22 protein-coding genes and 1 pseudogene are annotated in these 26044 nt (G+C 69.5%); 13 read left to right on the forward strand and 10 right to left on the reverse strand.

What is annotated here, in order from left to right; all coding sequences use genetic code 11:
• Positions 1 to 43: 43 nt before the first annotated feature.
• From BLT44_RS09850 to BLT44_RS09865, 4 genes are all read left to right on the forward strand, one after another.
• Positions 44 to 1591, forward strand: coding sequence for a class I SAM-dependent methyltransferase (locus BLT44_RS09850; RefSeq protein WP_010157266.1), 1548 nt, complete (start codon positions 44 to 46; stop codon positions 1589 to 1591).
• 81 nt (positions 1592 to 1672) lie between these two features.
• Positions 1673 to 2992: a histidinol dehydrogenase gene (hisD, locus tag BLT44_RS09855; RefSeq protein WP_010157265.1), complete on the forward strand. Its 1320-nt coding sequence runs from the start codon at positions 1673 to 1675 to the stop codon at positions 2990 to 2992.
• Positions 2992 to 3486: a transcriptional regulator NrdR gene (gene nrdR / locus BLT44_RS09860; protein ID WP_010157263.1), complete on the forward strand. Its 495-nt coding sequence runs from the start codon at positions 2992 to 2994 to the stop codon at positions 3484 to 3486. Before hisD ends, nrdR begins: the two co-directional genes overlap by 1 nt.
• Positions 3487 to 3491: 5 nt before the next feature.
• Positions 3492 to 4553, forward strand: coding sequence for a quinone-dependent dihydroorotate dehydrogenase (locus BLT44_RS09865; RefSeq protein WP_029608339.1), 1062 nt, complete (start codon positions 3492 to 3494; stop codon positions 4551 to 4553).
• Here BLT44_RS09865 and BLT44_RS09870 read toward each other — a convergent pair.
• Positions 4550 to 5119, reverse strand: coding sequence for a DUF3043 domain-containing protein (locus tag BLT44_RS09870; RefSeq protein ID WP_010157261.1), 570 nt, complete (start codon positions 5117 to 5119; stop codon positions 4550 to 4552). The two genes, BLT44_RS09865 and BLT44_RS09870, sit on opposite strands and share 4 nt — an antisense overlap.
• Positions 5120 to 5268: 149 nt before the next feature.
• Between BLT44_RS09870 and BLT44_RS09875 the strand changes: the two genes are divergently transcribed.
• The 7 genes and pseudogenes from BLT44_RS09875 to BLT44_RS15930 all read left to right on the forward strand — a co-directional run bounded on the left by BLT44_RS09875 (position 5269) and on the right by BLT44_RS15930 (position 9687).
• Positions 5269 to 5643 (forward strand): HesB/IscA family protein, encoded by a 375-nt coding sequence (locus BLT44_RS09875; RefSeq protein WP_010157260.1) that lies wholly within the window; start codon positions 5269 to 5271, stop codon positions 5641 to 5643.
• Positions 5644 to 5804: 161 nt separating this feature from the next.
• Positions 5805 to 6653: an aa3-type cytochrome oxidase subunit II gene (gene ctaC, locus BLT44_RS09880; protein WP_010157259.1), complete on the forward strand. Its 849-nt coding sequence runs from the start codon at positions 5805 to 5807 to the stop codon at positions 6651 to 6653.
• 17 nt (positions 6654 to 6670) lie between these two features.
• Positions 6671 to 8314, forward strand: coding sequence for an aa3-type cytochrome oxidase subunit I (gene ctaD, locus BLT44_RS09885; RefSeq protein ID WP_010157258.1), 1644 nt, complete (start codon positions 6671 to 6673; stop codon positions 8312 to 8314).
• Positions 8315 to 8332: 18 nt separating this feature from the next.
• Complete coding sequence (gene ctaF / locus BLT44_RS09890) at positions 8333 to 8755, forward strand: aa3-type cytochrome oxidase subunit IV (RefSeq protein ID WP_010157257.1); 423 nt, start codon at positions 8333 to 8335, stop codon at positions 8753 to 8755.
• 12 nt (positions 8756 to 8767) lie between these two features.
• Complete coding sequence (locus BLT44_RS09895; RefSeq protein ID WP_010157256.1) at positions 8768 to 9211, forward strand: GNAT family N-acetyltransferase; 444 nt, start codon at positions 8768 to 8770, stop codon at positions 9209 to 9211.
• Between the two features lie 2 nt (positions 9212 to 9213).
• Positions 9214 to 9387: pseudogene (locus BLT44_RS16165) on the forward strand (TetR family transcriptional regulator); the annotation flags it as partial.
• Positions 9388 to 9546: 159 nt separating this feature from the next.
• A complete protein-coding gene (locus tag BLT44_RS15930) occupies positions 9547 to 9687 on the forward strand; it encodes a hypothetical protein (protein WP_244887475.1) in 141 nt (46 codons plus the stop codon).
• A gap of 984 nt (positions 9688 to 10671) precedes the next feature.
• Here BLT44_RS15930 and qcrB read toward each other — a convergent pair.
• Genes qcrB through ctaE form a run of 4 tightly spaced genes read right to left on the reverse strand, consistent with a single transcriptional unit; the run spans position 10672 to position 14903 of the window.
• Positions 10672 to 12300 carry a cytochrome bc1 complex cytochrome b subunit gene (gene qcrB / locus BLT44_RS09905; protein ID WP_010157253.1) on the reverse strand — a complete coding sequence of 543 codons (1629 nt, stop codon included), beginning with the start codon at positions 12298 to 12300 and terminating at the stop codon, positions 10672 to 10674.
• Complete coding sequence (gene qcrA, locus BLT44_RS09910; RefSeq protein ID WP_010157252.1) at positions 12297 to 13412, reverse strand: cytochrome bc1 complex Rieske iron-sulfur subunit; 1116 nt, start codon at positions 13410 to 13412, stop codon at positions 12297 to 12299. The genes qcrB and qcrA overlap by 4 nt, the downstream gene beginning before the upstream one ends.
• A 46-nt stretch (positions 13413 to 13458) precedes the next feature.
• The gene (qcrC, locus tag BLT44_RS09915) at positions 13459 to 14268 is read right to left on the reverse strand and encodes a cytochrome bc1 complex diheme cytochrome c subunit (protein WP_010157251.1); all 810 of its coding nucleotides are present in this window, start codon (positions 14266 to 14268) and stop codon (positions 13459 to 13461) included.
• Positions 14269 to 14288: 20 nt separating this feature from the next.
• Positions 14289 to 14903, reverse strand: coding sequence for an aa3-type cytochrome oxidase subunit III (ctaE, locus tag BLT44_RS09920; RefSeq protein WP_010157250.1), 615 nt, complete (start codon positions 14901 to 14903; stop codon positions 14289 to 14291).
• 195 nt (positions 14904 to 15098) lie between these two features.
• On the opposite strand from ctaE, the gene trpD reads away from it, so the two are divergent.
• A complete protein-coding gene (gene trpD, locus BLT44_RS09925) occupies positions 15099 to 16169 on the forward strand; it encodes an anthranilate phosphoribosyltransferase (protein WP_010157249.1) in 1071 nt (356 codons plus the stop codon).
• A 36-nt stretch (positions 16170 to 16205) separates the two neighbouring features.
• On the opposite strand, the gene BLT44_RS09930 is transcribed toward trpD, so the two are convergent.
• From BLT44_RS09930 to BLT44_RS09950, 5 genes are all read right to left on the reverse strand, one after another.
• Complete coding sequence (locus tag BLT44_RS09930) at positions 16206 to 17135, reverse strand: M23 family metallopeptidase (protein ID WP_010157248.1); 930 nt, start codon at positions 17133 to 17135, stop codon at positions 16206 to 16208.
• Between the two features lie 61 nt (positions 17136 to 17196).
• The gene (locus BLT44_RS09935; protein WP_176783277.1) at positions 17197 to 18528 is read right to left on the reverse strand and encodes a carboxypeptidase-like regulatory domain-containing protein; all 1332 of its coding nucleotides are present in this window, start codon (positions 18526 to 18528) and stop codon (positions 17197 to 17199) included.
• 38 nt (positions 18529 to 18566) lie between these two features.
• Positions 18567 to 21569 carry a glycosyl hydrolase gene (locus BLT44_RS09940; protein WP_010157245.1) on the reverse strand — a complete coding sequence of 1001 codons (3003 nt, stop codon included), beginning with the start codon at positions 21567 to 21569 and terminating at the stop codon, positions 18567 to 18569.
• Positions 21570 to 21776: 207 nt separating this feature from the next.
• Positions 21777 to 23744: a BCCT family transporter gene (locus BLT44_RS09945; RefSeq protein WP_010157244.1), complete on the reverse strand. Its 1968-nt coding sequence runs from the start codon at positions 23742 to 23744 to the stop codon at positions 21777 to 21779.
• On the reverse strand, positions 23741 to 24397 hold the full coding sequence (locus BLT44_RS09950) for a phosphoribosylanthranilate isomerase (protein ID WP_010157243.1): 657 nt from the start codon (positions 24395 to 24397) through the stop codon (positions 23741 to 23743). Before BLT44_RS09950 ends, BLT44_RS09945 begins: the two co-directional genes overlap by 4 nt.
• Positions 24398 to 24595: 198 nt before the next feature.
• Here BLT44_RS09950 and chrA point away from each other — a divergent pair, with 198 nt between their 5' ends.
• The gene (chrA, locus tag BLT44_RS09955) at positions 24596 to 25825 is read left to right on the forward strand and encodes a chromate efflux transporter (RefSeq protein WP_010157242.1); all 1230 of its coding nucleotides are present in this window, start codon (positions 24596 to 24598) and stop codon (positions 25823 to 25825) included.
• The last annotated feature ends 219 nt before the right edge of the window (positions 25826 to 26044 follow it).

The raw sequence follows: 26044 nt of genomic DNA on the forward strand, positions 1-26044 counted from the left end.
CCCGCCGCGCGGCGCAGCCCGCGGCGGGGGATACGCTGGGCGGATGCATGCAGAACTCGTGGATCGGCTGCGGGCCGATCTCGCAGCAGCCGCCTACTCGGTCGAATCGGTTGAGGCGCTGCTCGGCGCGCCCGCGGACGCCGCCCGGCAGCGCGGCGTCTTCGCACCGGCGCTCCGGGCCCTCGCGGGAGGGGAGAGCGAACCGCTGGCGATCCTCGTCCGCTGCTTCCTGCTCGGGGAGCGCGTCGCGGCGAGCGAGCTCGACCGCGCGCTGCCCGCATTGACCGCGGGCGGGGCGACGGAGCTCGGCATCGCGCGCACCGTCCCGTCACCGCACTCCGGAGCGGAGGCGATGCTCGGCGCCGCGCTGTCGCTCAATCCGGTGCGGGTCTCGCGCGACGAGCATTGGCTGGTGCTCTCCGATCTCGACGACCAGCTGCGACGCGGGCCGGCACTCGAGCGCCACGTGATGGGCGTCGGCGGAGCGACGCGCTCCCTCCTCGCCCAGGCGCCGACGGCTCCGGTCGCATCGGCGCTCGACCTCGGCACCGGCTGCGGCGTCGTGGCCATGCACCTGACGCGCGTCGCAGATCGGGTCGTCGCCACCGACATCTCGGAGCGCGCCCTCGAGATCGCCGGAATGAACGCACGTTTGAACGGCGTCGACGACCGGATCGAGTTCCGGGCCGGCGATCTGTTCGCGCCCGTCGCCGAGGATCGCTTCGACCTCATCCTGTCGAACCCGCCGTTCGTCATCACCCCGCGCACGGGCGACGCCCCGGTCTACGAGTACCGGGACGGCGGGCGGACGGGCGACGCGCTGGCGCAGAGCGTGATCGCGGCCGGCCCCGCGCGCCTCGCGCCGGGCGGCACGCTGCTCTGCCTCGCGAACTGGGAGTCGCCGTGGGGTGCGAACGGGCTCGCCCGCGTCGCCGAGTGGATCCGCGAAGCCGAGAGCGCGGCCGGTCCACTGCACGCCTGGGTGGTCGAGCGCGACCGCGTCGACCCGGCGAGCTACGCCGAGACTTGGGTGCGCGACGGCGGCGCCCGGCCGGGAAACGCAGCGTTCGAACGGCTCCTCTCGGCCTGGATCGACGACTTCGCGCGACGGCGGATCACCGCGGTCGGACTCGGATCGGTGCGGATCCGCCGTGCGAATGCGGCCTCGGGCGCCGAGTCCGTCGTGCACCTCGACCCCGCGTCGGGAGCATTCTCGGAGGAGGCCGGGCTGGGCGACGCGCTGCAGCGCGCCTTCGCGGTCGGCAGCGCCACCGCGAGCATGACCGCGGACGATGTGCTGGGGGTTCGTTGGGTGATCGACCCCGCGGTGGTGGAGATGCGCGAGCACCGCCCGGGGGAGGAGGCGCCCCGCCGCATCGGGCTGGAGACCACGCGCCCCATTGCGCGGCGGGTCGCGGCGGACACGCTGCTCGCCGGCGCGCTCGGCGCCTGCGACGGCGAGCTCACGCTCGCGCAGATCGCCGATGCCCTCGCGACGCTCCTGGAGGTCGACGCGGCGGCCGCCCGGGAGGCCCTCGTGACGAGTGCGCGCGAGCTCGTGTGGTTCGGGATGCTCGCTCCCGCCTCCTGATCGCGGCCGGCGCGAGTGGAGACCCTCGCCCTCCCCGGTCGGTCACGAGGCCCGGGGACGCCTCAGTAGACTGGTGAGGTGATGCGAACGATCGATCTCCGGGGCCGTGCGCTCTCCCGGGATGCACTCCTCAAACTGGTTCCGCGCGCCGCCGTGAGCGCCGAAGTCGCCGTCGAGCGGGTGCGCCCGCTCGTCGCCGACGTGGCGGAGCGCGGCGAAGCGGCCCTCCGCGACCAGGCCCGCGACTTCGACGGAGTCACGGGCCACCGGCTGCGCGTGCCCGCCGAGAGCATCGCTGCGGCGCTGGAGACCTGCCCTCCCGAGGTCGAGGCCGCGCTCCGCGCGCTCATCGCACGGCTTCGGCAGGGCTCCGCCGCGCAGGTGCCCGACGAGCGGATCACTCACCTCGCCGACGGCGCCGTGATCCGGCAGCGCTGGCAGCCGGTGAGCCGAGTCGGCCTCTACGCCCCGGGGGGCAAGGCCGCCTACCCGTCGTCCGTGGTGATGAACGCGGTCGCCGCGCAGACCGCCGGCGTGCCGGCACTCGCCCTCGCCTCGCCCGCGCAGGCCGACAACGCCGGCCTGCCGCATCCCGCCGTGCTGTGGGCAGCAGCCCTCTGCGGCATCACCGAGGTCTACGCCATCGGCGGCGCGGGTGCGATCGCCGCCTTCGCCCACGGAGTGCCCGAGATCGGGCTGGAGGCCGTCGACGTGGTGACCGGCCCAGGAAACGTCTTCGTCGCTGCTGCGAAGCGCGTGGTGTCGGGGCTCGTGGGCATCGACTCGGAGGCAGGCACGACCGAGATCCTCGTCATCGCCGACGCAGCGGCGCACCCGGGGTTCGTCGCCGCCGACCTCATCAGCCAGGCCGAGCACGACGAGGCGGCGGCATCGGTGCTCGTGACCGATTCGGAGGAGTTCGCCCGGCGCGTGGAGCAGGAGGTGGCGGCCCGCGCTGCGGCGACCCGGCACGCCGGCCGCGTCGCGGAGGCGCTCTCCGGGCCGCAGTCCGCGATCGTGCTCGTCGACGACCTGCGCACCGCTGCGCTCGTGAGCAACGCGTACGGGCCCGAACACCTCGAGATCCAGACGCGCGACGACGAGGGGGTGCTCCGCGACGTCACCGACGCCGGCGCGATCTTCCTCGGCGGCTACACCCCGGTGAGTCTCGGCGACTACCTCGCGGGTTCCAACCACGTGCTGCCCACGGGCGGCACCGCTCGCTTCGCCGCGGGCCTCGGCGCCCACACCTTCCTGAGGCCCCAGCAGATCATCCGGTACGAGCGCGACGCGCTGCACGAGCTGGAGCGCCCGCTTCGCGCTCTCGCCGAGGCCGAGGGGCTGCCCGCGCACGCCGACGCCGTCAGCGCGCGCTTCGAGACCGGCGAGGAGGGCCGCTGATGCACTGCCCGTTCTGCCGACACCCCGACTCGCGCGTCATCGATTCGCGCACGGCCGACGACGGCCTCTCCATCCGCCGTCGCCGCCAGTGCCCCGAGTGCGGGCGCCGATTCACCACCACCGAGACCGCCAGCCTCACCGTGATCAAGCGCTCCGGTGTGGTCGAGCCGTTCAGCCGCGAGAAGGTCATGAGCGGCGTGCGCAAGGCCTGCCAGGGGCGGCCCGTCACCGAGGCCGACCTCGCGGTGCTCGCCCAGCAGGTCGAGGAGTCCGTGCGGTCGAGCGGCATCGCCCAGTTCGACGCGAACGAGATCGGGCTGGCGATCCTGCCGCACCTCCGCAAGCTCGACGAGGTCGCGTACCTGCGCTTCGCGAGCGTCTACCAGGCCTTCGAATCCCTCGCCGACTTCGACTCCGCGATCGAGGAGCTCCGCGCGCACCCGAACGAGCCGGCCGTGCGCGGCGGGCGCCGAGACACCGAGCAGGGGGAGTGACCGCGATGCGCTGGTACCCGATTCTCTTCAAGACCGTCCTGCGACGCATGGACCCCGAGACCGCCCACCACTGGGCGTTCCGCGTCATTCAAGCGGTTCCGCTGGCCGGCCGCGCGATGCGCCGGATCTGCGGCCCAGATCCCGACCTGCGCGTGCGAGCGCTCGGACAGACGTTCCCGAGCCCCTTCGGGCTCGCGGCGGGCTTCGATAAGAACGCGACCGCCATCGCCGGGCTCGGCGCCATCGGCTTCGGGCACATCGAAGTCGGCACGCTGACGCGCCACGCGCAGCCCGGCAACCCGAAGCCGCGCATGTTCCGGCTCGTCGCCGATCGAGGGCTGATCAACCGCATGGGGTTCAACAACGGCGGCTCGGCCGCGGCCGTGCCCCGCATCGAGCGCGCGCGGCTGCGCCGGCGGCGGCCCGTGATCGGCGTGAACATCGGCAAGAGCCGCGTCACCGAGGTCGAGGATGCCGTCGCGGACTACGTCTGGAGCACCGAGCGACTCGCCCCGATCGCGGACTACCTGGCCGTCAACGTCAGCTCGCCCAACACGCCGGGTCTGCGCGGACTGCAGGAACTCGAGCTGCTCGAGCCGCTGCTCGCCGCCGTGCGCGAAGCGGCGGGCGCCACCCCGCTGCTCGTGAAGATAGCCCCCGACATGGAGGACGAGCAGATCGACGGGATCGTCGCACTCGCGAAACGGCTCGGCCTCGACGGCGTCATCGCCACCAACACGACGGTGTCGCGGGAGCACCTCCGCGCCTCCGCTGAGGAGATCGCGCGCATGGGCGCGGGAGGACTCTCCGGCGAGCCGCTCCGAGACCGCTCGCTCGAAGTGCTCCGGCGCATCCGCGCCGCGGAGTCCGATCCGGAGTTCTGCGTGATCTCGGTCGGCGGAGTGGAGAGCGCGTTCGACGTCCTGGAGCGCCTGCGCGCCGGCGCGACGCTGGTGCAGGGCTACACAGCCTTCATATACGCGGGGCCGCTGTGGGCGCGCAGCATCAACCGAGGGCTCCTGCGGGCGGGCTACCGGGGGAGCGGCGCGCCCGGCGAGCAGCTCTAGCTCGGGAACGCGCCGCGCTTGACCACGGCCTTCGGAGCGCGCAGCGGGCGGAACTGGAACGCGCGCATCGCCGCATACCAGCGGTAGCCCGGCTGCACGCGATCCTCGCCGAACTTCTCGGCGAGCTTCCGCTTGAGCCGCATGCCGAGGAACACCGCGTCGAGCACGGCGAGGCCGACGAAGGCCCAGATGACGAACAGGCTGATGACCTGCACCGGGCCGGGGATGAACGTCATGACCAGCACGACCAGCATCATCGGGATGAGCATCTCGCCGACGTTCCAGCGCGCGTCCACGTAGTCGCGCACGAAGCGCCGCTGCGGGCCGCGATCGCGCGGGCCGAGGAAGCGCTCGTCGCCCTGCATCATGCCGACGCGTGCGCGCTCGCGCAGCTCCGCCTGCTGCCGGCGCTGCTCCTTGATCGCGGCCTTGTCGCGGGAGCCGACGATCGGGCGTGCGTTCGCGGCCTCCGCCTGCTTGCGCGAGGGCGTGGGGCGCCCCTTGCCGACGACGGCCTCGCTGCCGTCCGTTGCACCCTGCTCGTTCGCAGCGCCCTTCTGAGCCACGCAGATCCTCCCGTTCCGAGCGCTGTGCGCGCCACCTCACCCGGCGTTCGCCGAAGACCTCTAGCGTACCGCGACTTGCGTCCGCTCCTCGCCGCGCCCGAGCGGTAGACTGGGGCGCGAACGATCACGACGTGAGCAAGGAGTTACGCATGAGCACCGAGACGATCGCACCGGAGGGCGCCTCAGCCATCGAGCAGGCGCACGGCGTGCAGCTGAGCGCTGCGGCCCGCGACAAAGTCGCGAGCCTCCTCGCGCAGGAGGGCCGCGACGACCTCCGCCTCCGGATCGCCGTGCAGCCGGGCGGCTGCTCCGGCCTGATCTACCAGCTCTTCTTCGACGAGCGCGAGCTCGAGAACGATGCGGTCGTCGACTTCGACGGCGTCGGGGTGGTCGTCGACATGATGAGCATCCCGTATCTGAACGGTGCGACCATCGACTTCGAGGACACCATCCAGAAGCAGGGCTTCACCATCGACAACCCGAACGCGCAGGGCAGCTGCGCGTGCGGCGACAGCTTCAGCTGACGCCGGCGAGACGCGTCCGCTCGAACGATCTTCGCGACACCCCCCGGTGGTTCGGGGAACGCTCTCGTTCGCGCTAAGCTGTCAGGGAGTCATCAGCTTCGCTCGCATGCGTGCGGCGAAACAACGTTTTCGAAAGGTATGCGGTGCGTTCCAATCGTCGAATGAAATGGGTCGCAGCCCCGGTCGCGCTCTCCGCAGCGCTGATCCTGGCGGGCTGCACCCCCGAGCAGCAGCGGGGATTCCTCCCCGCCGGCTCGGAAGGTGCCACGAACCACACGGACGGAGTGACCGGCCTGTGGGTCACCTCCTGGATCGTACTGCTCGCGGTCGGCATCATCACGTGGGGGCTCATCATCTGGGCCACCATCGCCTACCGCCGCCGCAAGGGCCAGACCGGACTGCCGGTCCAGCTGCGCTACAACATGCCGATCGAGACGTTCTTCACCGTCGTCCCGGTCATCCTCGTCATCGGCTTCTTCGCGTTCACCGCGCAGGAGCAGAGCAAGATCGAGGCGCGCTACGACAACCCCGAGAACGTCGTCGAGGTCGTCGGCAAGCGCTGGTCGTGGGACTTCAACTACGTCGATGAAGACGTGTACTTCCAGGGCGTCCAGGTTCAGACCGACGACGAGGGCGAAGCGCAGCCCGAGACGATGCCGGTGCTCTACCTCCCGGTCGACAAGACGACGGAGATCCGTCTCGAGACGCGCGACGTCATCCACTCCTTCTGGGTGGTCGAGTTCCTCTACAAGAAGGACATGATCCCCGGCCAGACGAACTACATGAGCTTCACCCCGACCAAGACGGGCACGTTCATGGGCAAGTGCGCCGAGCTCTGCGGCGAGTACCACTCCATGATGCTGTTCGAGGTCAAGGTCGTCGAGCAGGACGAGTACGACGCGTACATCGAGACGCTGCGCGAGGCCGGCAACACCGGTCAGGTGCCCGAGGAATACAACCCGAACCAGGATCACTTCGAGGGTGACCAGGCGAAGGCTCAGAACGAGTAACGAGGGATAGCAAGAAGATGAAGAAGGGCAATGTCATTGTCTCGTGGCTGACGTCCACGGACCACAAGGTGATCGGGTACATGTACCTGATCAGCTCCTTCGTGTGGTTCCTGGTAGGCGGCCTGATGGCCCTCGTAATCCGCGCGCAGCTGTTCGCTCCCGGTCTCGAGGTCATCGCCACCAAGGAGCAGTACAACCAGCTGTTCACCATGCACGGCACCATCATGCTGCTGATGTTCGCCACGCCCCTGTTCGCAGGGTTCGCGAACGTCATCATGCCGCTGCAGATCGGCGCCCCCGACGTCGCGTTCCCGCGACTCAACGCGTTCGCCTTCTGGCTGTACACGTTCGGATCGCTCATCGCGGTCGGCGGCTTCCTCACCCCGCAGGGCGCAGCCTCGTTCGGCTGGTTCGCGTACGCGCCGCTCTCCGACATGACGTACTCGCCGGGCGTCGGCGGCAACCTCTGGGTGCTCGGCCTCGGCGTGTCCGGCTTCGGCACCATCATGGGCGGCGTGAACTTCATCACGACGATCATCACGATGCGCGCTCCCGGCATGACCATGTGGCGCATGTCGGTGTTCACCTGGAACACGCTCATCACGTCGATCCTCGTGCTGCTCGTCTTCCCCGTGCTCGCCGCCGCCATGTTCGGCCTGGCTGCCGACCGCATCTTCGGTGCGCAGATCTACAACGGAGAGGGCGGCGCCATTCTGTGGCAGCACCTCTTCTGGTTCTTCGGCCACCCCGAGGTGTACATCATCGCGCTGCCGTTCTTCGGCATCGTCTCCGAGATCTTCCCGGTGTTCAGCCGCAAGCCGATCTTCGGCTACAAGACGCTCATCTACGCGACCATCGCGATCGCCGCTCTGTCGATGACGGTCTGGGCGCACCACATGTACGTCACGGGCTCGGTCCTCCTTCCCTTCTTCGCGCTGATGACCATGCTCATCGCGGTGCCCACCGGCGTGAAGATCTTCAACTGGCTCGGCACGATGTGGCGCGGCTCCATCACCTTCGAGACGCCGATGCTGTGGTCGATCGGCTTCCTGGTGACCTTCGTGTTCGGCGGTCTGACGGGCGTCATCCTCGCATCGCCGGCGCTCGACTTCCACCTCTCCGACACGTACTTCGTCGTCGCCCACTTCCATTACGTGGTGTTCGGCACCGTCGTGTTCGCGATGTTCGCCGGCTTCTACTTCTGGTGGCCCAAGTGGACGGGCAAGCTCCTCGACGAGCGCCTCGGCAAGATTCACTTCTGGGTGCTCTTCATCGGCTTCCACACGACGTTCCTCGTGCAGCACTGGCTGGGCGTCATGGCGATGCCCCGCCGCTACTACACCTACCTGCCGTCGGACGGCGTGACCTGGGGCAACCAGCTCTCCACGGTCGGCGCGATGATTCTCGGCGCTTCGATGATTCCGTTCCTGCTGAACGTGTACCTCACCGCGCGTCGTGCGCCCAAGGTCACCGTGGACGACCCGTGGGGCTACGGCCGCTCGCTCGAGTGGGCGACCTCCTGCCCGCCGCCGCGCCACAACTTCACGTCGATTCCTCGCATTCGTTCCGAGTCGCCGGCGTTCGATCTCAACCACCCCGAGATCAGCGGCGTCGAACAACCGGTGCGGCAGACCGAGCGCGAGCTCGCTGAGAAGCAGTGAGCTGAGGAGTAACGAGCAATGAAATCCAATATCGTCATCTTCTGGATTCTGACGGTCTACCTCGTGGTGCTGGCCGCCGTCTACACCGTGTGGAATATGCTGTCCCACGGCTACCCGGAGTGGGCCGGTTCGACCGCGATCCTGCTCTCGGGCGGCCTCACCGGCTTCATCGCCTCCTACCTGATGCTCGTGCAGCGCAAGCAGGGCGGCGTGCTCGTCGAGGACCGCGACGACTCCGACATCGACGACGGCGATCCCGAGCTCGGCGAGTTCAGCCCCTGGAGCTGGTGGCCGATCGTCCTGGCCTTCGGGGCCTCGCTCGTCGTTCTCGGACTGTGCATCGGGTTCAACTTCTGGCTGTCGTTCCTGTCGCTCCCCGTGGTGATCGTCGCGGTGGTCGGCTGGGTGTACGAGTACTACCGCGGCAACTTCGCCCGCTAAGGAAGGCACGGAGTGAGCATCATCATCCGGCGAGGTCGCGGAGACGACGACGCAGCAGTGTTCGGGCTCGCGCGTCAGTTCACCACCGGTCGCGAGCCGATCGGCCGTGACGAGTTCTCGGTGGCGTACGACAACGTGCTGCGGCACCGCGACCAGGAGACGAACGTGCTCTTCATCGCGGAGCTCGACGACACGGTGGTCGGCTACTCACTGATGACGGTGTCGCGCCTGCTGCACGCTCCCGGCCTCACGGCGCACCTGCAGGAGATCGTCGTCGACGAGGGTGCGCGCGGAAAGGGCGTCGGCGATCGCCTGATGCAGGCGAACGAGCATTACTGCATGGGGCGCGGAGTGCGTCAGCTCTCGGCCTCCACCGCGCGTTTCGGCTCGTTCTACAACCACCGCGGCTTCGAAGCCGTTGGGGAGCACTACCGTAAGATTCTCGAGCTCGGATAACGATGAGCGCACGTCGCGCCCGGAGAAGGCCCGGCGAGAATCGTGAACGCCTGATCGAGGCCGGACTCACCGAGTTCGGCCTCTTCGGCTTTCACGGCGCGTCAACCGCGGCCATCGCAGCTCGCGCGGACGTGCCGCAACCGCACGTCTACGCGAACTTCGCGAACAAGCAGGCACTTTTCCTCGAGACCTGCGCCGCGGCGACGCGCATAGTGATTACGGGCGAGGCGCCAGGGTCAGGGGAGCTCCCGACTGACCGAGCTCGCGCGTACTCGCGTTCGGGTGCAAAAGCACTTCTCGCGGATGCGGAACGCACCGTTCTGCAGGCGCTTGCGGTGGTCTGCGCGCCGCAGCTCACCGGCGATCTGCTCCCGCTGCTCGTCGACTTCCGCGACGCATTCGGAGAATCCGACTTCGCGGAGGCGTACGGCGCCGCCGGCGTCGCGATGATCGAGCGCGCGCTCGGGCGGGAGTGACCGCCTCTGCTCGGCGCCCAGCCCTTCTCAGGCGTGAGACGGCGGCCTCGAACATCGTACGGCGGTATGCGCGGGCGAGGCGCTCTCGTGCCGGCGTGCTGGCGTGCTGGTGTGCTGGCACGGCCGGGCTCTGAGCGCGACGTTGCTCGTGAACCTTCCGTCCCCATCGCGCTGCTCGCTCGGAGTGCGCCGTGGGGGAGCGCCACGATCGCCACGATACCCCTCGTGCCGTGCCGCGCGCCGCGCACCCGCTGCCTCGCCACGGGTGAGCAGTTCGTGCGGTCTCACGAGCTCTGGGCTGCCTGAACTGCTCACCTGCAGCAAGACCCCGGCCGTGGTGTCGCGCGCAACTCGAGCGCGAGTAGTCGCTGGGTGCGCGGGCTCGGCGCTGCGACGCAAATCGTTCACCTCTACCTAGGAACGTCGGCGTTCGAACGTCCCGCCCGTGCGGGTGAGGAGTTCTTGCGGGTCGGCGGGTCGGCCGACCACAGGAACTGCTCACCCGGAATGCGGGACTGGGAATGTGCGGTGCCTGGCCCTCGCGGGCGTCAGGGACAGGGCGCACGCGAGGGAGAGCACGCGAGGGAGTGCGCGGGCAGAGAGCGCGACGGCGGGATGGCTGCCGAGAGCGGGAACGTCGGGCGTTCCCGAAGGGGAGTGCTCGATTATGGCGGGGTGTCGAGTGGAGTCGAGGGAGTATCGGCGAATCGAGATGCCGAGCAGAGGACTGTGTTGTGCCGCCGCCCGGACAACGAACCGGCGCGCTTCGCACCCGCGGCGTCGATCGATAACGCGTAGGTCATCACGCGGGTCCCCAAGCGACCCGCGCGTGGAGCGTCGACCGCGGGATGCGAGCGCGCGAAGCGCTCTATCACTTGCAGCCTGCGACTGCCGAGACAACGAGAAACCCCGGGTGTCGCACTGCGATTCAGTGCAACACCCGGGGTTCGCTCAGAGGCTCGGCCTCAGTGGTGCGTACGCGGGTCAGTGACCCTCGTGGCGCCCCTGCTCGATCTCGCCCTGCGTGGGCGGAACAATGCGGTCCTCGAAGAACCAGCGGCTGAACCCGGCGCGCAGACGCTTGCCGAACGGGATGCGTCCGTCGTCGTTCGGGCGGAGCATCAGGGGAGCGTAATCGTGGTAGCTCACCAGCTGCCACGACTCGTACTCGTCGAGCGGCTTGTGCACCTCGATGAACTCGCCACCGGGCATCCGCACGATGCGACCCGACTCGTAGCCGTGCAGCGCGATCGACCGGTCCTTCTTCTGCAAGGCGAGGCAGATGCGCTTCGTGACCTGGTAGGCGAAGATCGGGCCGAGGATCAGCAGCGCCTGGAGACCGTGGATCACGCCCTCCATCGACAGCTGGAAGTGTGTCGCCATGAGGTCCGAGCTCGCTCCCGCCCACATCACGGCGTAGAACGTGACGCCGGCGGCGCCGATCGCGGTGCGAGTCGGTGCATTGCGGGGACGGTCCAGGATGTGATGCTCGCGCTTGTCGCCGGTGACCCACGCCTCGATGAAGGGGTAGATCATGACGAGCACGATGAAGAGGCCGATGAGGCCGAGCGGAATGAGCATGTTCCACGACCAGGTGTAGCCGAACCACTCGGTCTCGAGCCCCGGCGGAATGAGGCGGAGCATGCCGTCGGCGAAACCGATGTACCAGTCGGGCTGGGTACCGGCGGAGACCGGGGAGGGGTCGTACGGGCCGTAGTTCCAGATCGGGTTGATGCCGACGAAGGAGGCGATGAGCACGATGACTCCGAACACGATGAAGAAGAACCCGCCGGCCTTCGCCGCGTACACCGGCAGCACGGGGAAGCCGACGACGTTCTGCTGCGTCTTGCCCGGGCCGGGGTACTGCGTGTGCTTGTGGATCACGACGAAGGCGAGGTGCAGCGCGATGAAGAGGATCACCAGCGCGGGCAGCACCATGATGTGGAGCATGTACAGGCGGCCGACGATCGCGGTGCCCGGGAACTCCCCGCCGAAGAAGAAGAACGACAGGTAGGTTCCGATGACCGGGATCGCCTTGATGATGCCGTCGATGATGCGGAGGCCGTTGCCCGAGAGCACGTCATCGGGGAGCGAGTAGCCCGTGAAGCCCTCTGCCATCGCGAGGATGAAGAGCACGAAGCCGATCACCCAGTTGAGTTCGCGAGGCTTGCGGAACGCACCCGTGAAGAAGATGCGGAGCATGTGCAGGCCGATGGACGCGACGAAGAGCAGCGCGGCCCAGTGGTGCACGTGGCGCATGAGCAGGCCGCCGCGCACCGAGAACGAGATGTCGAGCGTCGAGGCCATGGCCACGGACATCTCGACGCCCTTCATGGGCACGTACGGGCCCGTGTAGTGCGTCTCGACCATCGAGGCCTGGAAGAAGAGCGTCAGGAAGGTGCCCGAGAGCAGGATGACGACGAAGCTGTACAGCGCCACTTCGCCGAGGAGGAACGACCAGTGGTCGGGGAAGACCTTGCGGCCGAACTCCTTGACCGCGACGCCGATCTTCGTGCGCTCGTCGAGGTAGTTCGCGGCTGCGGCCGTGAAGCGGCTCGAGCCGTTCTGAGCCTGCTGGCTCGACGCGGGGGATTCGGTGACAGTGCTGCTCACTTGAGGCGCTCCCAAAAGCTCGGGCCGACGGGTTCATGGAAATCGCTCTGCGCGATGAGGTAGCCCTCGTCGTCGACGGTGATGGGCAGCTGGGGAAGCGGGCGCTTCGCCGGGCCGAAGATCACCTTCGCGTGCTCGGAGACGTCGAACTGCGACTGATGGCAGGGGCACAGGAGGTGGTGCGTGTGCTGCTCGTAGAGCGCGACGGGGCAGCCGACGTGCGTGCAGACCTTGGAGTACGCGACGATGCCGTCGTACGACCAGTCCGTGCGCTCGGGGAGCTCGCGGAGGTCCTCCTGGTTGAGGCGCATGAGCAGCACGATGGCCTTCGCCTTCGCGTCGAGCAGGTGGACGCTGCCGCCCCGCTCGTCGAGGGTCATCTTCTCGAAGTCCTCGTGGTTGAGCGTCTCGGGGATGACGTGGAAGGCCGACCCGATGGTGACCTCGCTCGCCTTGATCGGCACGCCGGAGGGATCGCGTGCGAGGCGCACGCCCTCGGCCCACATCGTGTGGTGCGCCAGCTCGACGGGGTCGCGATCCTGCGGTCCGAGCCCGCGCAGCAGGGTGATGCCGGGGAGCGGGAACGCGATCAGTGCGCCGATGAGGCTGTTGCGCACGAGCGAGCGGCGGGAGAAGCCCGACTCCTCGTCGGCGAGCTTGAACACCTCTGCGGATGCCTCGCGAGTCGGTGCGTCGCTGGCGACCGGGTGGCGGTAGTCCACGGACTCGTGGTCGGCCATGATGGCCTTGCCCCAGTGCACCGCACCGATGCCGACGGCGAGCAGGGCGAGTGCCATGCCGAGGCCGACGAACATCGTGTGCAGGCGGATCGCCAGCAGTTCACCCGTTTCGATCGGGAAGAACATGTAGGCGAGCACGGCGCCGAGGCTGCCCGCGATCGAGAGGTAGAAGAGGCTGTAGACCGTGCGCTCGGCGCTCTTCTCCTTCTGCGGATCGAGATCCGTCACGCGCTTGCGGTGCGGGGGAAGGCCCGGATTCTGCACGGCGTCGGACGGAATGACCGCAGTGCCTGCGCCTGCTCCGACCGAGCCGTGGCCGGCGGCAACGACGGCGGCGTGATCGCCGCCGTTGTTCTTCGCTTCCTCTGCCATGTTGCTCCTTGACTCCTGACTCATGAAAACTGTGACGCGTCGCCGACTAGTTCGACTTCGCAGTGACCCAGACGGTGAGGCCGATGATGGCTCCCAATCCGATCACCCAGATGAACAGACCCTCGGCGACGGGGCCGATCGATCCGAGCGTGATGCCGCCGACCGCGGGCTGGTTCTCGATGTACTTGAGGTACGAGATGATGTCGGCCTTCTCCTGCGGCGTGATGTTCGCGTCGTTGAAGACGGGCATGTTCTGCGGCCCGGTGATCATCGCTTCGTAGATGTGCGTCGGAGCGACTCCGGTGAGCTTCGGAGCGAACTTGCCCTCGGTGAGCGCGCCGCCCGCGGCAGCGACGTTGTGGCACATCGCGCAGTTGATGCGGAAGAGTTCGGCGCCGCTCGCGATGCCCTCGTCGTCGCTGTCGGCCTGCAGGTACTGGGTCTCGGGGAGGCCCGGTCCCGGGGCGAGCGAAGCGACGTACGCTGCCATCTGCAGCGTCTGCTCCTCGGTGAACTGCTGCGGCTTGACCATGCCCTGCGGGCCCTGGAAGGCGAGCGGCATGCGGCCGGTGCCGACCTGGAAATTGACCGAGGCCGCGCCGACGCCGATGAGCGTCGGACCGTCGGGCGTTCCCTCTGCTGCCGCGCCGTGGCACGTGGCGCAGTTCGCGCCGAACAGCTTCTCGCCGGCCTCGATGGTCGCGGGGGAGGTGAGGTCGACCTCTGCGGTCGCCGAGGTCTGGCTGAAGCCGGCGTACGCTGCACCGGTCACGAGCAGTCCCACGGCGACGAGCGCGGCCGTTGCGAGCGGGTGCCGGCGGCCGGACTTGCGAAGATTCTTCTTGGCGCGAGCCATGATGTCGATTGCTCCTGACCCTACTTGAGGACGTAGATGACGATGAAGAGGATGATCCACACGACGTCGACGAAGTGCCAGTAGTACGACACGACGACGGCGGTCGTCTCTTCCTTATGCGTGAAGTTCTTGACGGCGTAGATGCGGCCGATGACCAGCAGGAAGGCGACGAGGCCCAGCGAGACGTGGATGCCGTGGAAGCCGGTGGTCATGTAGAAGGCCGAGCCGTACGGATCCGAGGCGAGTGTGATGCCCTCGGAGACGAAGGTGGCGTACTCGTACGCCTGGCCCGCGACGAAGATGGCTCCCATGAAGAAGGTCAGGTAGAACCACTCGACGGTTCCCCACTTCTTCGGGCTCGCACCGGTGGCGCGCGGCTGCATGCGCTCGGCGGCGAACACGCCCGCCTGCGCGGTGAACGACGACGCGACCAGAATGAGCGTGTTGATCAGCGCGAACGTGAAGTTGTGCTTCTCGGTCTGCTCAGCCCACAGCTCGGGGTTCATGGCGCGCAGCGTGAAGTAAATCGCGAAGAGGCCCGCGAAGAACATGACCTCGCTGCCGAGCCACACGATCGTGCCCACGGCGACGAGATTCGGTCGCTTTACCGCGGGCACGGCTGACTTGGTATTCATAGTGGTCGTTGTCACCCTTCCATTATGGCTGAAAGTCAGGTGTGCATTTTCACCCGGACACGGCGAGCCGAACTTTCTGCAGCCTTCCCCGGTAGCCTACCGTCTCCGAGCGTCTCCGCTGCGCACTCGCGGCACCGCATTCATCCGATGAAGTGGCGTGATCATGCCGTTTTCCGGCGTCGATAGAATCGTCCCATGATCGACGAACGGACCTGGCCGACCGTACTCACCACGCTGCTCGAGGGCGACGACCTGAGTGTCTCGCAAGCCGAGTGGGCGATGTCGCGCTTCATGACGGGCGACGCGAGCGGCGCGCAGATCGGGGCCTTCCTCGTCGCGCTGCGGTCGAAGGGGGTCACGGTCGATGAGGTCATCGGTTTCCGCGACGCCATTCTCGCGGAAGCGCTGCCGCTCGACCTCCCGGCCATGTCCCTCGACATCGTCGGCACCGGGGGCGATCGCTTCGGCACGGTGAACATCTCCACGATGGCGTCCATCACGGCGGCGGCGGCGGGGGCACCGGTGGTGAAGCACGGGAACAAGGCTGCGAGCAGTCTCTCCGGCTCTTCGGACGTGCTCAGCGCGCTCGGCATCGATCTGACGCTCGACGGCCCCCAGCTCACGCGCGCCTTCGGCGAGTCCGGGATCGCCTTCGTGCACGCGGCCCGCTTCCTGCCCGGGTTCCGCCACGTCGCCGCGGCTCGGAAGGATCTCGGGATCCCGACGGTGTTCAACTTCCTCGGGCCGTTGTGCAATCCGGTGCGACCGGAGGCCTCCGCGGTCGGAGTCGCCGACATCGACCGGGTGCCGATCTTCGTCGGCGTCTTCCGGCTGCGCGGAGCGTCGGCGCTCGTGTTCCGCGGCGACGACGGGCTCGACGAGCTGACCACGACGGGGCACTCGCGCCTCTGGGAGGTGAGCCGCGGCGGCCTGACGGAGCACGACATCGATCCGCGCGACCTGGGTCTGCCCCGCGCGGAGATCGGCGATCTCGTCGGAGGAACGCCCGATGAGAACGCGCAGGTCGTGCACCGCGTGCTCGCGGGCGAGCGGGGCCCCGTGCGCGATATCGTGCTGCTGAACGCCGCCGCAGGGCTCGTGGCCTTCGACTTGGCGCAGCAGCCGGAGTCGGCCGAGCGCGCGCTGCTCGATCGCCTCGCGGAGAAGCTGGAGGTCGCGGCAGAGGCCATCGACTCGGGGAGGGCATCGGCCAAGCTGGCCGATTGGGCGCGGGCCACCTCGGCCGAGTCGGCCGCTGAGGCGTAGGCCGCGCGGGCGATCGCGTCCGACGAGCCCGCCTTCCTACTCGCCAGTCGACTCGCCTTCCACCGTCTGGCCTCCGGGCGACTGGGCCGCTCCGGCTCCCGTCGCGGGAGTCGTCGGCTCGGTGCGGTCGGTGCGGTCGGTGCGGTCGGTGCGGTAGTACTTGGCGAGGAACGGCATCGGATCCACCGGCTTGTCGTCGACGCGCAGGGCGAGGTGCAGGTGGGCGCCGAACGAGATTCCCGTCGAGCCGACGCGGCCCGCGATCTCGCCCATCCGAATGCGATCGCCGACCTCCCACGAGTGCGAGTCGGTCTGCATGTGGCAGTACCGGCTCGTCACCTCCTTGCCGTCGATCTCGTGGTCGATGGTGAGTGCGAAACCGCAGCCGTCGGTGGCCTCGCCGGCCTCGGAGACGATGCCGTCGGCGATCGCGAGGATCTCGGTTCCCGCGGCGGCCCCGAAGTCCTGCGCATCGTGGAACTGCTCGACGGGCGCGGTGCGGTAGCCGAACGGGTCGGTGAGGGCGACCGGCGTGGCGAACGGGTAGTTGACGACGGACCTGGCGCGGAACGAGTACCCGACGGGGGAGGGCGCGTCGGTGTCGACGACGTCGATGTCGGCGAGTGACGACGGCAGGTCGTCGATGGACACCTCGGAGAAGAGCCGCTGGTTGGCTGCGGCGGCATCCGCCGAATCGGGCTGCTGCACCAGGGGCAGGGCGAGCGTTGCGACGAGCCCGCATACGCTGACGGATGCGAAGACACGAGCGGCGGCGGCGCGCGGCCTTCGCTGCGACGCGGTCGCAGGCGGGGCTGCATCGGGGACGTGCGCGAGACGAGGGCTGGTCACGGACGGACCGAGAGCTGCGCGATCCGTGGGCTCGTCGACGCTCGGGGCGTCGCGCAGAGGTGCGGAGTGTGTCATGCGGTCTTTCGTCGAGGGCAGCGGATCGACCCGCTCGGGCATAGGGGCCAGGGTACTCGGTGCGACGGGTGGGCGCCACCGGATGGTGACGCCCACCTCTGCATCACTCGGATCCGAGGGCGGACGGCTCCCGTCGGCTGCGACGGCGGAGGACGAGGATCGCCCCGCCCGCGAGCAGCGCGAGCGCGAGCGCGACGATGCCCGTCAGCTCGGCTCCGGTGACCGGCAGCGGGCCGTCCTCCGACCCGTCGCCCCCGCCGGACCCGCCGGCACCGGCGCCCGCCCCGTCCGATCCCGCATCGGATCCGCCGCCGGATGCGGCCGAGGCGTCGGCACCAGCGGAGTCCGAGTCGCCCGCGGCCGCGCCGCCCGCGATGCTCGACCCGGATGCGTCGGCTGCGGCTTCCGCTCCGGACGCCGCGGCATCGGCCTCGGCGCCGGCCGCAGCGGGCGCGACGGGGTCGGAGGCGACCAGGCCGATGAACGGCGCAGCGCCGGCCCGGTGCGCGAACATCCATGCCGTCACCGACTCGCCGATGAGCGCCTCCGTGAGTTCGAGCGATGCGCCGGTCTCGGAGAGAGCGCTGCCGGCGGCGCTCCAGCGGTGGGAGACGCGTTCGGGAGCCGGTTCGAGTGCGGGATCGACGACCGTCAGTGTTTCTCCGGCGCGGGCCTCGCCGGAGAGCTCGGGTGCGCCTCCGGCGAGCGCTCCCTCCGGCTCCGTTCCGAGCGCGGCGGCTCCGAGATCGACCGCGGCGCCGGGCAGGACGACCGCGTCGGTCGGCGCGGGTGCCGCGGCTTCGCCCCTGGCGGCGACCCAGGGCACGTACCCGCCGGCGGGCACTCGGGAGATCGTCACGACGCCGGACTCGTCGGCGTACTCGCGCTGCGATTCCGCGGCGTCTCCGCTCATATCGATGCCCCGCAGCTGCGCCACCGCGTCGTCGAGATCGATGAGCGTCTCGTCGCCATCGGTGACCGAGAGGGTGACCTCGCCGCCCCAGCGCTCGAGCTCGTGCTCGGCGAACGGGGCCGTTCGGCTCGTTCCGTCGGCGATCTCGAACGTCGGCTCGTCGTCCGCGTAGGTCGCGTTGCCGCCGAGCGACTCGCCCAGTGCGAACCGCGCGGACGATACGGAGGTGTCGAACTGCAGGGTGTACGCGCCGTCGGGCAGGAAGTCGAGCGCCCACGTGCCGTCGGGCGCCGTCTCAGATTCCTGCTCGAAGTCCCACGAGCCGCGCTCGTCGTCCCAGCGGTAGGCGGAGACCGTGACCCGTGCGACGGGAGCATCGGCCTCCGTCACGCTCCCCTCGATGGTCGCGTCGGCGGCCTGGGCGGAGGTCGACCCCAGGGGGCCGAGGAGCAGCGCGGATGCGACGACGGCCGCGACCGCGACTCCGGGCAGTCCGCGGCGGTGGGGGGAGCGACGGGTCATGAGGAACTTTCTCGTGATGATGTGCACGGAGCTCATGGTCAAGCCACCCGCGCCTTTCCGATGGGGGCGATGGTCACCGGTCCGCTGAGGCCGTAGGCCTGAGGTGCGACGACGCCGTAGACGGCGGGGGTGACGACGCGCAACCGGTTGATGAGGGGTGAGGCGACCTCGACGCGCAGCGTGTTGCGGCCGAGCCGCACGTAGGCGGAGATGTCGATGTCGGTGTCGGTGAGGTCGACGTGGTCGACGGGCATGCTGTTCACCCAAACGCGGAAGGTGTCGAGCACCTGACCGAGCGAGAGCCTCACGCCTCCCGTTCCCGGACGCCACGAGGCGTCGAGCGTGAAGGTGGTGCGGTAATCGCCGATTCCTGCGACCTCGGCGAAGCCGATCTGCGACCAGGCGCCGAGGGCGTCGCGCTCCACCCGGTGGGTCACGTGATGCGTCGCCGCGCCATCGGCGGCGGGCTGCCAGTCGTCGAGACTGAGCGACCAATCCGTGAGGGCGAGCGGCTCCGGCAGTGCGGGCATGAGCGTCTGCTTCTCCCGTCCGCTCGCGAATCGCACCGAGTGCGGGCCGGGCTGGGTTGCATGCAGGTACACGGCGCCATCCGGCGCCACCGAGACGTCGTCTCCGCTCGTCTCGACGACGACGGCCCGCGGTGCCGTGGTTCCGGCCCAGCCGACGGGCGCGAGCACGATGACGGTCGACTGCGCCGGTTGGAGCCGGAGCGCGAGCGTGATCGCGGCCCCGTTCCTCCGGTACTCCGCGATGGGGCGGATCGCGCCCGTCCATGCGTCGAGCGCGTACGGCACGTGCGCGTCCGACGCGCCCAGCACGGTGACGTCCTGCTCGATCAGCGCGAGCCGATCCTTGGCGGGATTGTGCTTGGCGTTGACGAAGTAGAAGTAGTCGTTGCCGTCGTCGACGCGATGGATGTGCTTCAGCGTCGAACTCGCGTGGCTCACGGTGCGGCCGACGCCGAGCGCATCGAGCGCCACCGGGATGTCGTCGTTGCCCGCTGCGTCGGCGACGTTCGGCAGCGCCCGCATCTGCGCGATGAGCTCGACCACCCTCTGATTCGTCGCCTCATCGCGGTACCCGGTCGACGCCGGCGCGCTCCAGTTGCCGAAGAAGACGAGGGGGAGGCCCGCCTGCGCGAGTGCGAGCAGGGCCTCTCCCGCGCGCACCGACATGGTCGCCTCGCTGCCGCGGAAGCGGTCGATGTCGAGGATGATCGCGCGGTAATTGCCGCCCTGCGGCGCGAAGCGACCGCCCTGCATCACCGAGTGCTCCTGGAAGAGGCCTGATTCGTTGAGGAAGCCGTGAGACCAGCCGATCGGAATGCCCGCCGCCGTCGCCCACGGCGCGCCGATCCCGGTCTGCGCCCAGCCCTTCTGCCGGAAGAATGCGATGTCGTACTGCGGGCGCCCCTGCTGGAGCACCCACTGGGTGCGCGAGATCGCCGCTGCGACGCGATCGAGGTGCGCCCAGACGGGCATGCGCGGCCCCCACGCCTCGGAGTAGCCGACGCCGCCGTTGTAGGGGGAGAACGCGGCGAACCCGGGCCATGCCGCCCCTGGTGCCGCGGCGTAGGCGAATCCGTGCAGCACGGTCTGGTTCACGCCGCCGCAGAAGGTCTCGGCGAGCGTGAAGAGCACGTCGTTGCGCCACGTGCTGAGGTACGCCTTGTTGAGGTACGCCGACGACTCGCAGCTGAGCAGCGTGCGCCCGGCGATGTCGCGCCCGCTCGCGAGCACGCGGTAGTCGTCGACGTTCTTCGCCCCGAGCGACTCCGTCTCGGGGATGTCGACGATGCCGGCCTGGGCGATCGAATCCTGCTCCAGCCCGTACGCCTGCACGCGGTACTCGAGGCCGTACGAGTGAGCCCAGTCGCGGAGGGGGATCAAGTGGTGCTCGCTGTAGAGATCGCTCATCACCTGGTTGAAGTCGTCGCGCACCCGCGTGGTGACGATGTCGTCGTAGTCGTAGAGGTACTTCTCCTTGGTCTCGACGAGCACCGGCAGGAAGGGGGAGATGTCGTAGGCCATGCGCTGCTGGAACTCTTCGCGGGCCTTCGGCGTCCAGATCGTCGCGTGGGTCTCGATCTCGAGCGAATCCTCGAAGAAGCTGCCGCCCACCGACCCGAGCAGACTCTTGATGCGGTCGGTGAGGAGGTTCGCCTCCCAGTAGTCGATGAGGGTCTGTGCGCCCGCGGCGCTGAAGTGGTCGACGACGTACGAGGTCGGATCGGTGTGGTCGCCGCCCTCGGGGCGCTGACCGCTGCCGCGCTCCCAGTAGGCGAGCAGCACCCAGGAGCCGCCCGTTGCGGGCGCGGTCCAATCGAGGCGTTCGCCCGTGACCTCGCCGGTGAGGTCGACGAGGCTGGCGCGACGGAGCACCGTGGTCTTCGCGACGCTCACGATCTCGAGCGCGTGCACGCCGATGAGCGTGCGCTCGGTCACGCCGGGTTCCGGGGGAGTGATCGGCTCGGGCAGAGCTCCGGAGAAGGCGGCGCCCGGCGAGAGGGTGACGGATCCGTGCGCGATCTCCTTGATCGCAGCCGGCGACTGCGGCGTGATGTTCGGCGTCGCGGCGGGCCAGGAGGGGCCGAGGGTGATGTCGATCTCGATGCCCTCCTCCTCGGCCGTCGCCAGGGCGGTTTCGACCGCTGCGACCCAGTGCGCGCCGCCCCAGCCGAACTCGTCGATGTCGAGGCCGCTCTTGACGCTGTGGTGCACGTCGGAGATCTCGAGCCCGCCGAACCCGGCGCGGGCCGCGGTGCGCACTTCGGCGGCGATCTGTTCGAGATCGACCTGCCCGTTCGGCCACCACCAGCGGAACCGCGGGGCGGTGGCGACGGCGGGCCGGGTGAACCCGTCGAGCGCGGGGCCGGTGGGGATCGCCTCGGCGCGGGCGAGCGGGGCCGCCGACGCCGGCGAGGCCGAGAGCGCTGCGACGCCTGCGGCCGTGACGGCGGAGTAGCGGATGAGTTGTCGGCGTGTCAGTCCGGATGGCCGGCGGTCGACGTCGTGTGGCATGCGATTGCGCTCCCTTGCGACAACGGCGCTGCGGCTCTGCGCACTCGCCGTTGAGTTGAATCGTTTCAAAACCGTGCACGAAAAGCCTACTGAGCGCGCGAGCGCAAAGTCAACGTTGCCGGAGCGTCACACGACGTGCTATCACCGGGGGCTGCAGCGCTCGAATCAGTCGGCCGCGAGTCGAGTCGGTTTCGGTGCGATTGCGCTTCAGCGCTCGCCGGGGGAGCGATCCTCGGGGGCGCGATCCTCAGCGAGCCCGTCGCCGGGAGCCGCGGTGAGCGCCGCATCGCCCGACGCCGTGCGATCGTCGCGCTCCGGGCCGGCCGGGGTGATGCGGCCCGGCTCCAGTGCCGCCTGCACGTCGGCACCCGTCACCTGCTGGATGGGGCCGGTCGTCGCATCGACGTACCACTCGGTGAGCGCCGGATCCTCGCTGTCGAACCCCGCCCCGGCGCCCTCATGCGCGGGCACGCTGCTCGTGCCGAAGACGAAGTCGTCGCCGTGCTCGTCGATGCCGCGCCGCACGCCCTGCGCGATCGCGGCCCGCGCGTAGGCGCGACGGATGATGTAGGGGTCGGTGCGCAGATCCTTCGCCCAGGCGATCATGATCCCGATCACCACGAAGGCGAACGGCAGCGCGGAGACGACCATCAGGGACTGCAGGCCGGAGAGCGTATCGCGCCCGCCTGCGAGCAGCAGCGCGATGGCGATGAGGCTGAGGAGCAGGCCCCAGACGATCGTCACCCACTTCGACGGCTCGGGGCGGCCGGTCTGCGACATCGACGCCATCACGATCGAGGCGGAGTCGGCGGCGGTCACGAAGAACACGAGCACGGCGAGCATCGCGATCACCGACGTCACCGTGCCGAACGGGAGCCCGCCCAGCATGTCGAAGAGCACGGATTCTCCCGAGCCGCCCGCGTCGAGACGGGCGCCCTGGAGGGTCTGGAAGATGGCCGTGCCGCCGTAGATGACGAACCACGTGATCACGATCGCGGAGGGCACGAGCACCACCGTCGTCACGAACTCGCGAATCGTGCGGCCGCGGGAGATCTTCGCGATGAACATGCCGACGAACGGGGTCCAGGAGACCCACCACGCCCAGTAGTACGTCGTCCACTGCGAGAGGAACTGCGTCTCCTCCTCGCCCTGATTGGGGTTGCGCGCGAGCATGATCATCGCCTGCTGGAAGAACTCGATGATCGATGCGGGCAGGAAGTTGAGCACGTAGACCGTCGGGCCCACGATGAAGACGAACAGCGCGAGTACCCCCGTCAAAAACATGTTGAGGTTCGACAGGCGTCGGATGCCCTTCTTCACCCCGGCCACGGCCGACGCGATGAAGCAGGCCGTGAGGATGGCGATGGCACCCACGATGAACGCGTTGCCCATCGGGCCGAGGCCGGTCACGATGCTGAACCCGCTCTCGATCTGCAGCGCGCCGATGCCGAGCGACACGGCGGTGCCGAAGAGCGTCACGATGATCGCGAAGATGTCGATGATGCGCCCGAGAACCCGATTGCTGCTCCCCGGGAAGACCGGTTCGAAGAGCGCCGAGATGAGCGGAGCGCGGCCGCGCCGGTACGCGCTGTACGCGATGGCGCCGCCGACGAGCGCATAGAAGGACCATGCGATCGGCCCCCAGTGGAGGATGGTCTGCGCCAGGGCCGGAAGCGCGGCATCCGCACTCGCGGGTTCGACAGCGAGGCCGGGGGCGGGATCCAGGAAGTAGGTCAGGGGTTCGAGCGGGCCGTAGAAGAGCAGCCCGATCCCGAGCCCCGCCGCGAAGAGCATCGAGATCCACGACAGCGTCGAGAACTCGGGCTCCTCGTCGTCGGAGCCGAGGCGGATGCCGCCGGTGCGGCCGTACCCGACCACGAGCATGAAGCACACCACGGCGATCGCGAGCGACCCGAAGAGCCAGCTGAAGTTCTCCGTGACCCAGGTGAGCGATGCCCCGCCGACCACCGCGATGGAATCAGGCGCGATGAACGCCCAGACGATGACCGCCAGCGTGCTCGCGACGGCCACGCCGAGCACGACCCAGTTCGTCGCGAACCTGACGCCCGTCTGCTCGACGCCGATGCCCGGGATGAGTCCCGGGTGCGGAACGGGCGGAGGCGTCGGCAGTGTGATCTTCCGCGTGCGCTTCGCCGGATCGTGTCGGTCGTTCATGCGCGCCCGCCTTCTTCCGCGGGGGCCGACGCTGCACGCGCGGCCCCGATGAATGCGCTGATCAGTTCGGGATCCTTCTGCCCCGGAGAGCGCTCGACCCCGCTCGACACGTCGACGCCGCCGGGGCGGGCGAGTGAGATCGCATGCGCGACGTTGTCGGGATCGAGGCCTCCTGCCAGCAGCCACTCCGCCCCGATGCGCGCTCTGAGCGCGGCATCCGCGCCCAGCGGAGTCAGATCCCACGTCGCCCCCGAGCCGGGAACGGCCCCGTCGAGGAGCAGACGTTCCTCGCGCAGCTCGCCCGCGCGCAGCTCGGGGAACTGCGCGAGCGAGGTCGCCCGCCAGACCCGGGGGAGCACCGCCTGCCCGGCCGCGACGTCCTCCGCCGTGTAGTCCCCGTGCAGTTGCAGCACGTCGAAACCGAGCTCGTGCGCGAGCTCCGCCGCCTCCGCCGCGGCGATCGTGTTCACCACGAGCACCGCGTCGACATCGGCGCGAGCCTCGCGCGCCGCGGCGATCACTGCTCGCGCCTCGTCCGCCGTCGCGTGGCGCGAGCTTCGGGGGCTCATCACCACGCCCACGGCGTCGGCGCCGAGCTCGACCGCGAGCGCGGCGTGCGCGGGCTCGCGCAACCCGCAGATCTTGACGTACATGCGCTTTCCTCCGTTTTCGGCGACTCTCCAGGGTACCGAACCGGCGGTGCGAGGCGAATCCGGGCCGCCGCCCATCGATCCGGCCTCTGCCGCGCCGCCGGCCGCCGAGACGGCGACCGCGCAGGGTTCAGGTGTCGGAACGGTGAACAGCGCTCGCGCGAGCGGTGGGCCGGTCGACGGAATCGCTACGATCGTGGGATGGCGACGGATCCGCGCACCCGAGCTCGAGTGCTCGAGGTGTTCGGAGTGTTCCTCCGGCTGGGGTGCACGTCGTTCGGCGGCCCGGTCGCGCATCTCGGGTACTTCCGCGACGAGTTCGTCGTTCGTCGGCGCTGGCTGACCAACGCGCAGTACGCCGACCTCGTCGCGCTCTGCCAGTTTCTGCCGGGCCCGGCGTCGAGTCAGGTCGGGTTCGGACTCGGGTTGCGCAGGGCGGGTCTCGCGGGCGCGGTGAGCGCGTGGATCGCCTTCACGTTGCCCTCGTCGCTCATCATGCTCGCGGTCGCCTTCGGTGCGGCAGTGCTGACGGGGCCGGTGGTTGACGGCGTGCTGCGCGGCGTGCTCGCCGTGGCCGTCGCCGTCGTGGCGCACGCGGTGCACGGGATGCGGCGGTCCCTGGCGCCCGACGCAGCGCGGGGGAGCATCGCGGTGCTCGCTGCGATCGCGGCGCTCCTGATCGGCGGCGTGTGGGGGCAGCTCGGGGTGCTGTGCGGCGGAGCGCTGGCCGGCGTCGCCCTGCTGCGGCCGTCGGCGGGTGGCGACGGCGGGGTGATCGCCGGTCGTCGTGCCGAGGGGTGGCCGCTGTGGTCGCGCGGCGCGGCGCTGACGTCGCTCGCGCTGTGCGCCGTGCTGCTCGCGGCGCTTCCCCTGCTCGCCGCCCTCACTCGGAACGGCGCGGTCGCGCTCGTCGACGCGGTGTACCGAGCGGGGGCGACGGTGTTCGGCGGTGGGCACGTGGTGCTCGCCACCCTGGAGGCCGAGCCGGCGCTCGCGCGGGCGATCCCTCAGGACCAATTGCTCTTCGGGTACGGAGCGGCCCAGGCCGTGCCGGGCCCGCTCTTCAGCTTCGCCGCGTACGTCGGCGCCGTCTGGGACGGGGCCGGGGGAGGCGCCGAACGCGCGGCGTTCGCGCTCCTCGCCATCGTCGCGATCTTCGCCCCCGGCTTTCTGCTGCTGCTCGGCGTCCTGCCGTTCTGGGCGCGACTGCAGCGGCGGCCGGCCATCGCGGGGGCGATGCGCGGGATCGGCGCGGCCGTCGTCGGAGTGCTCGCTGCGGCATTCGTCGACCCCGTCCTCGTGCACGGGGTGACGGGGTGGGCCACGCTCGCGCTCGCGCTGCTGTCGCTCGTGGCGCTCCTCTGCCGCGTGCCGCCGTGGGTCATCGTCATCGCGGGAGCGCTGTGCGGCGGTGCGGCCGCTGTGCTCTGAACGAAGAGGGGCGCTCAGGGGTGAACGGCGCGGTCGGTGGACAGGTGCACATTATGTATGCATAATCATACTCGGGGAGACGTGGGCTCGAGCGCCGACGATCGGGGGTGAGGCCCTGAATCTCGCCAACAGGTCTGCCAGGGGTGCCGCGCATCAGGTGGAACGCACCCGGCGCATGCTGCTAGGCACGAGCGCGCGCTGGTGAGAGCTGGCGCGCAT

This window comes from Leucobacter chromiiresistens (genome assembly GCF_900102345.1).
Classification (GTDB): domain Bacteria; phylum Actinomycetota; class Actinomycetes; order Actinomycetales; family Microbacteriaceae; genus Leucobacter; species Leucobacter chromiiresistens.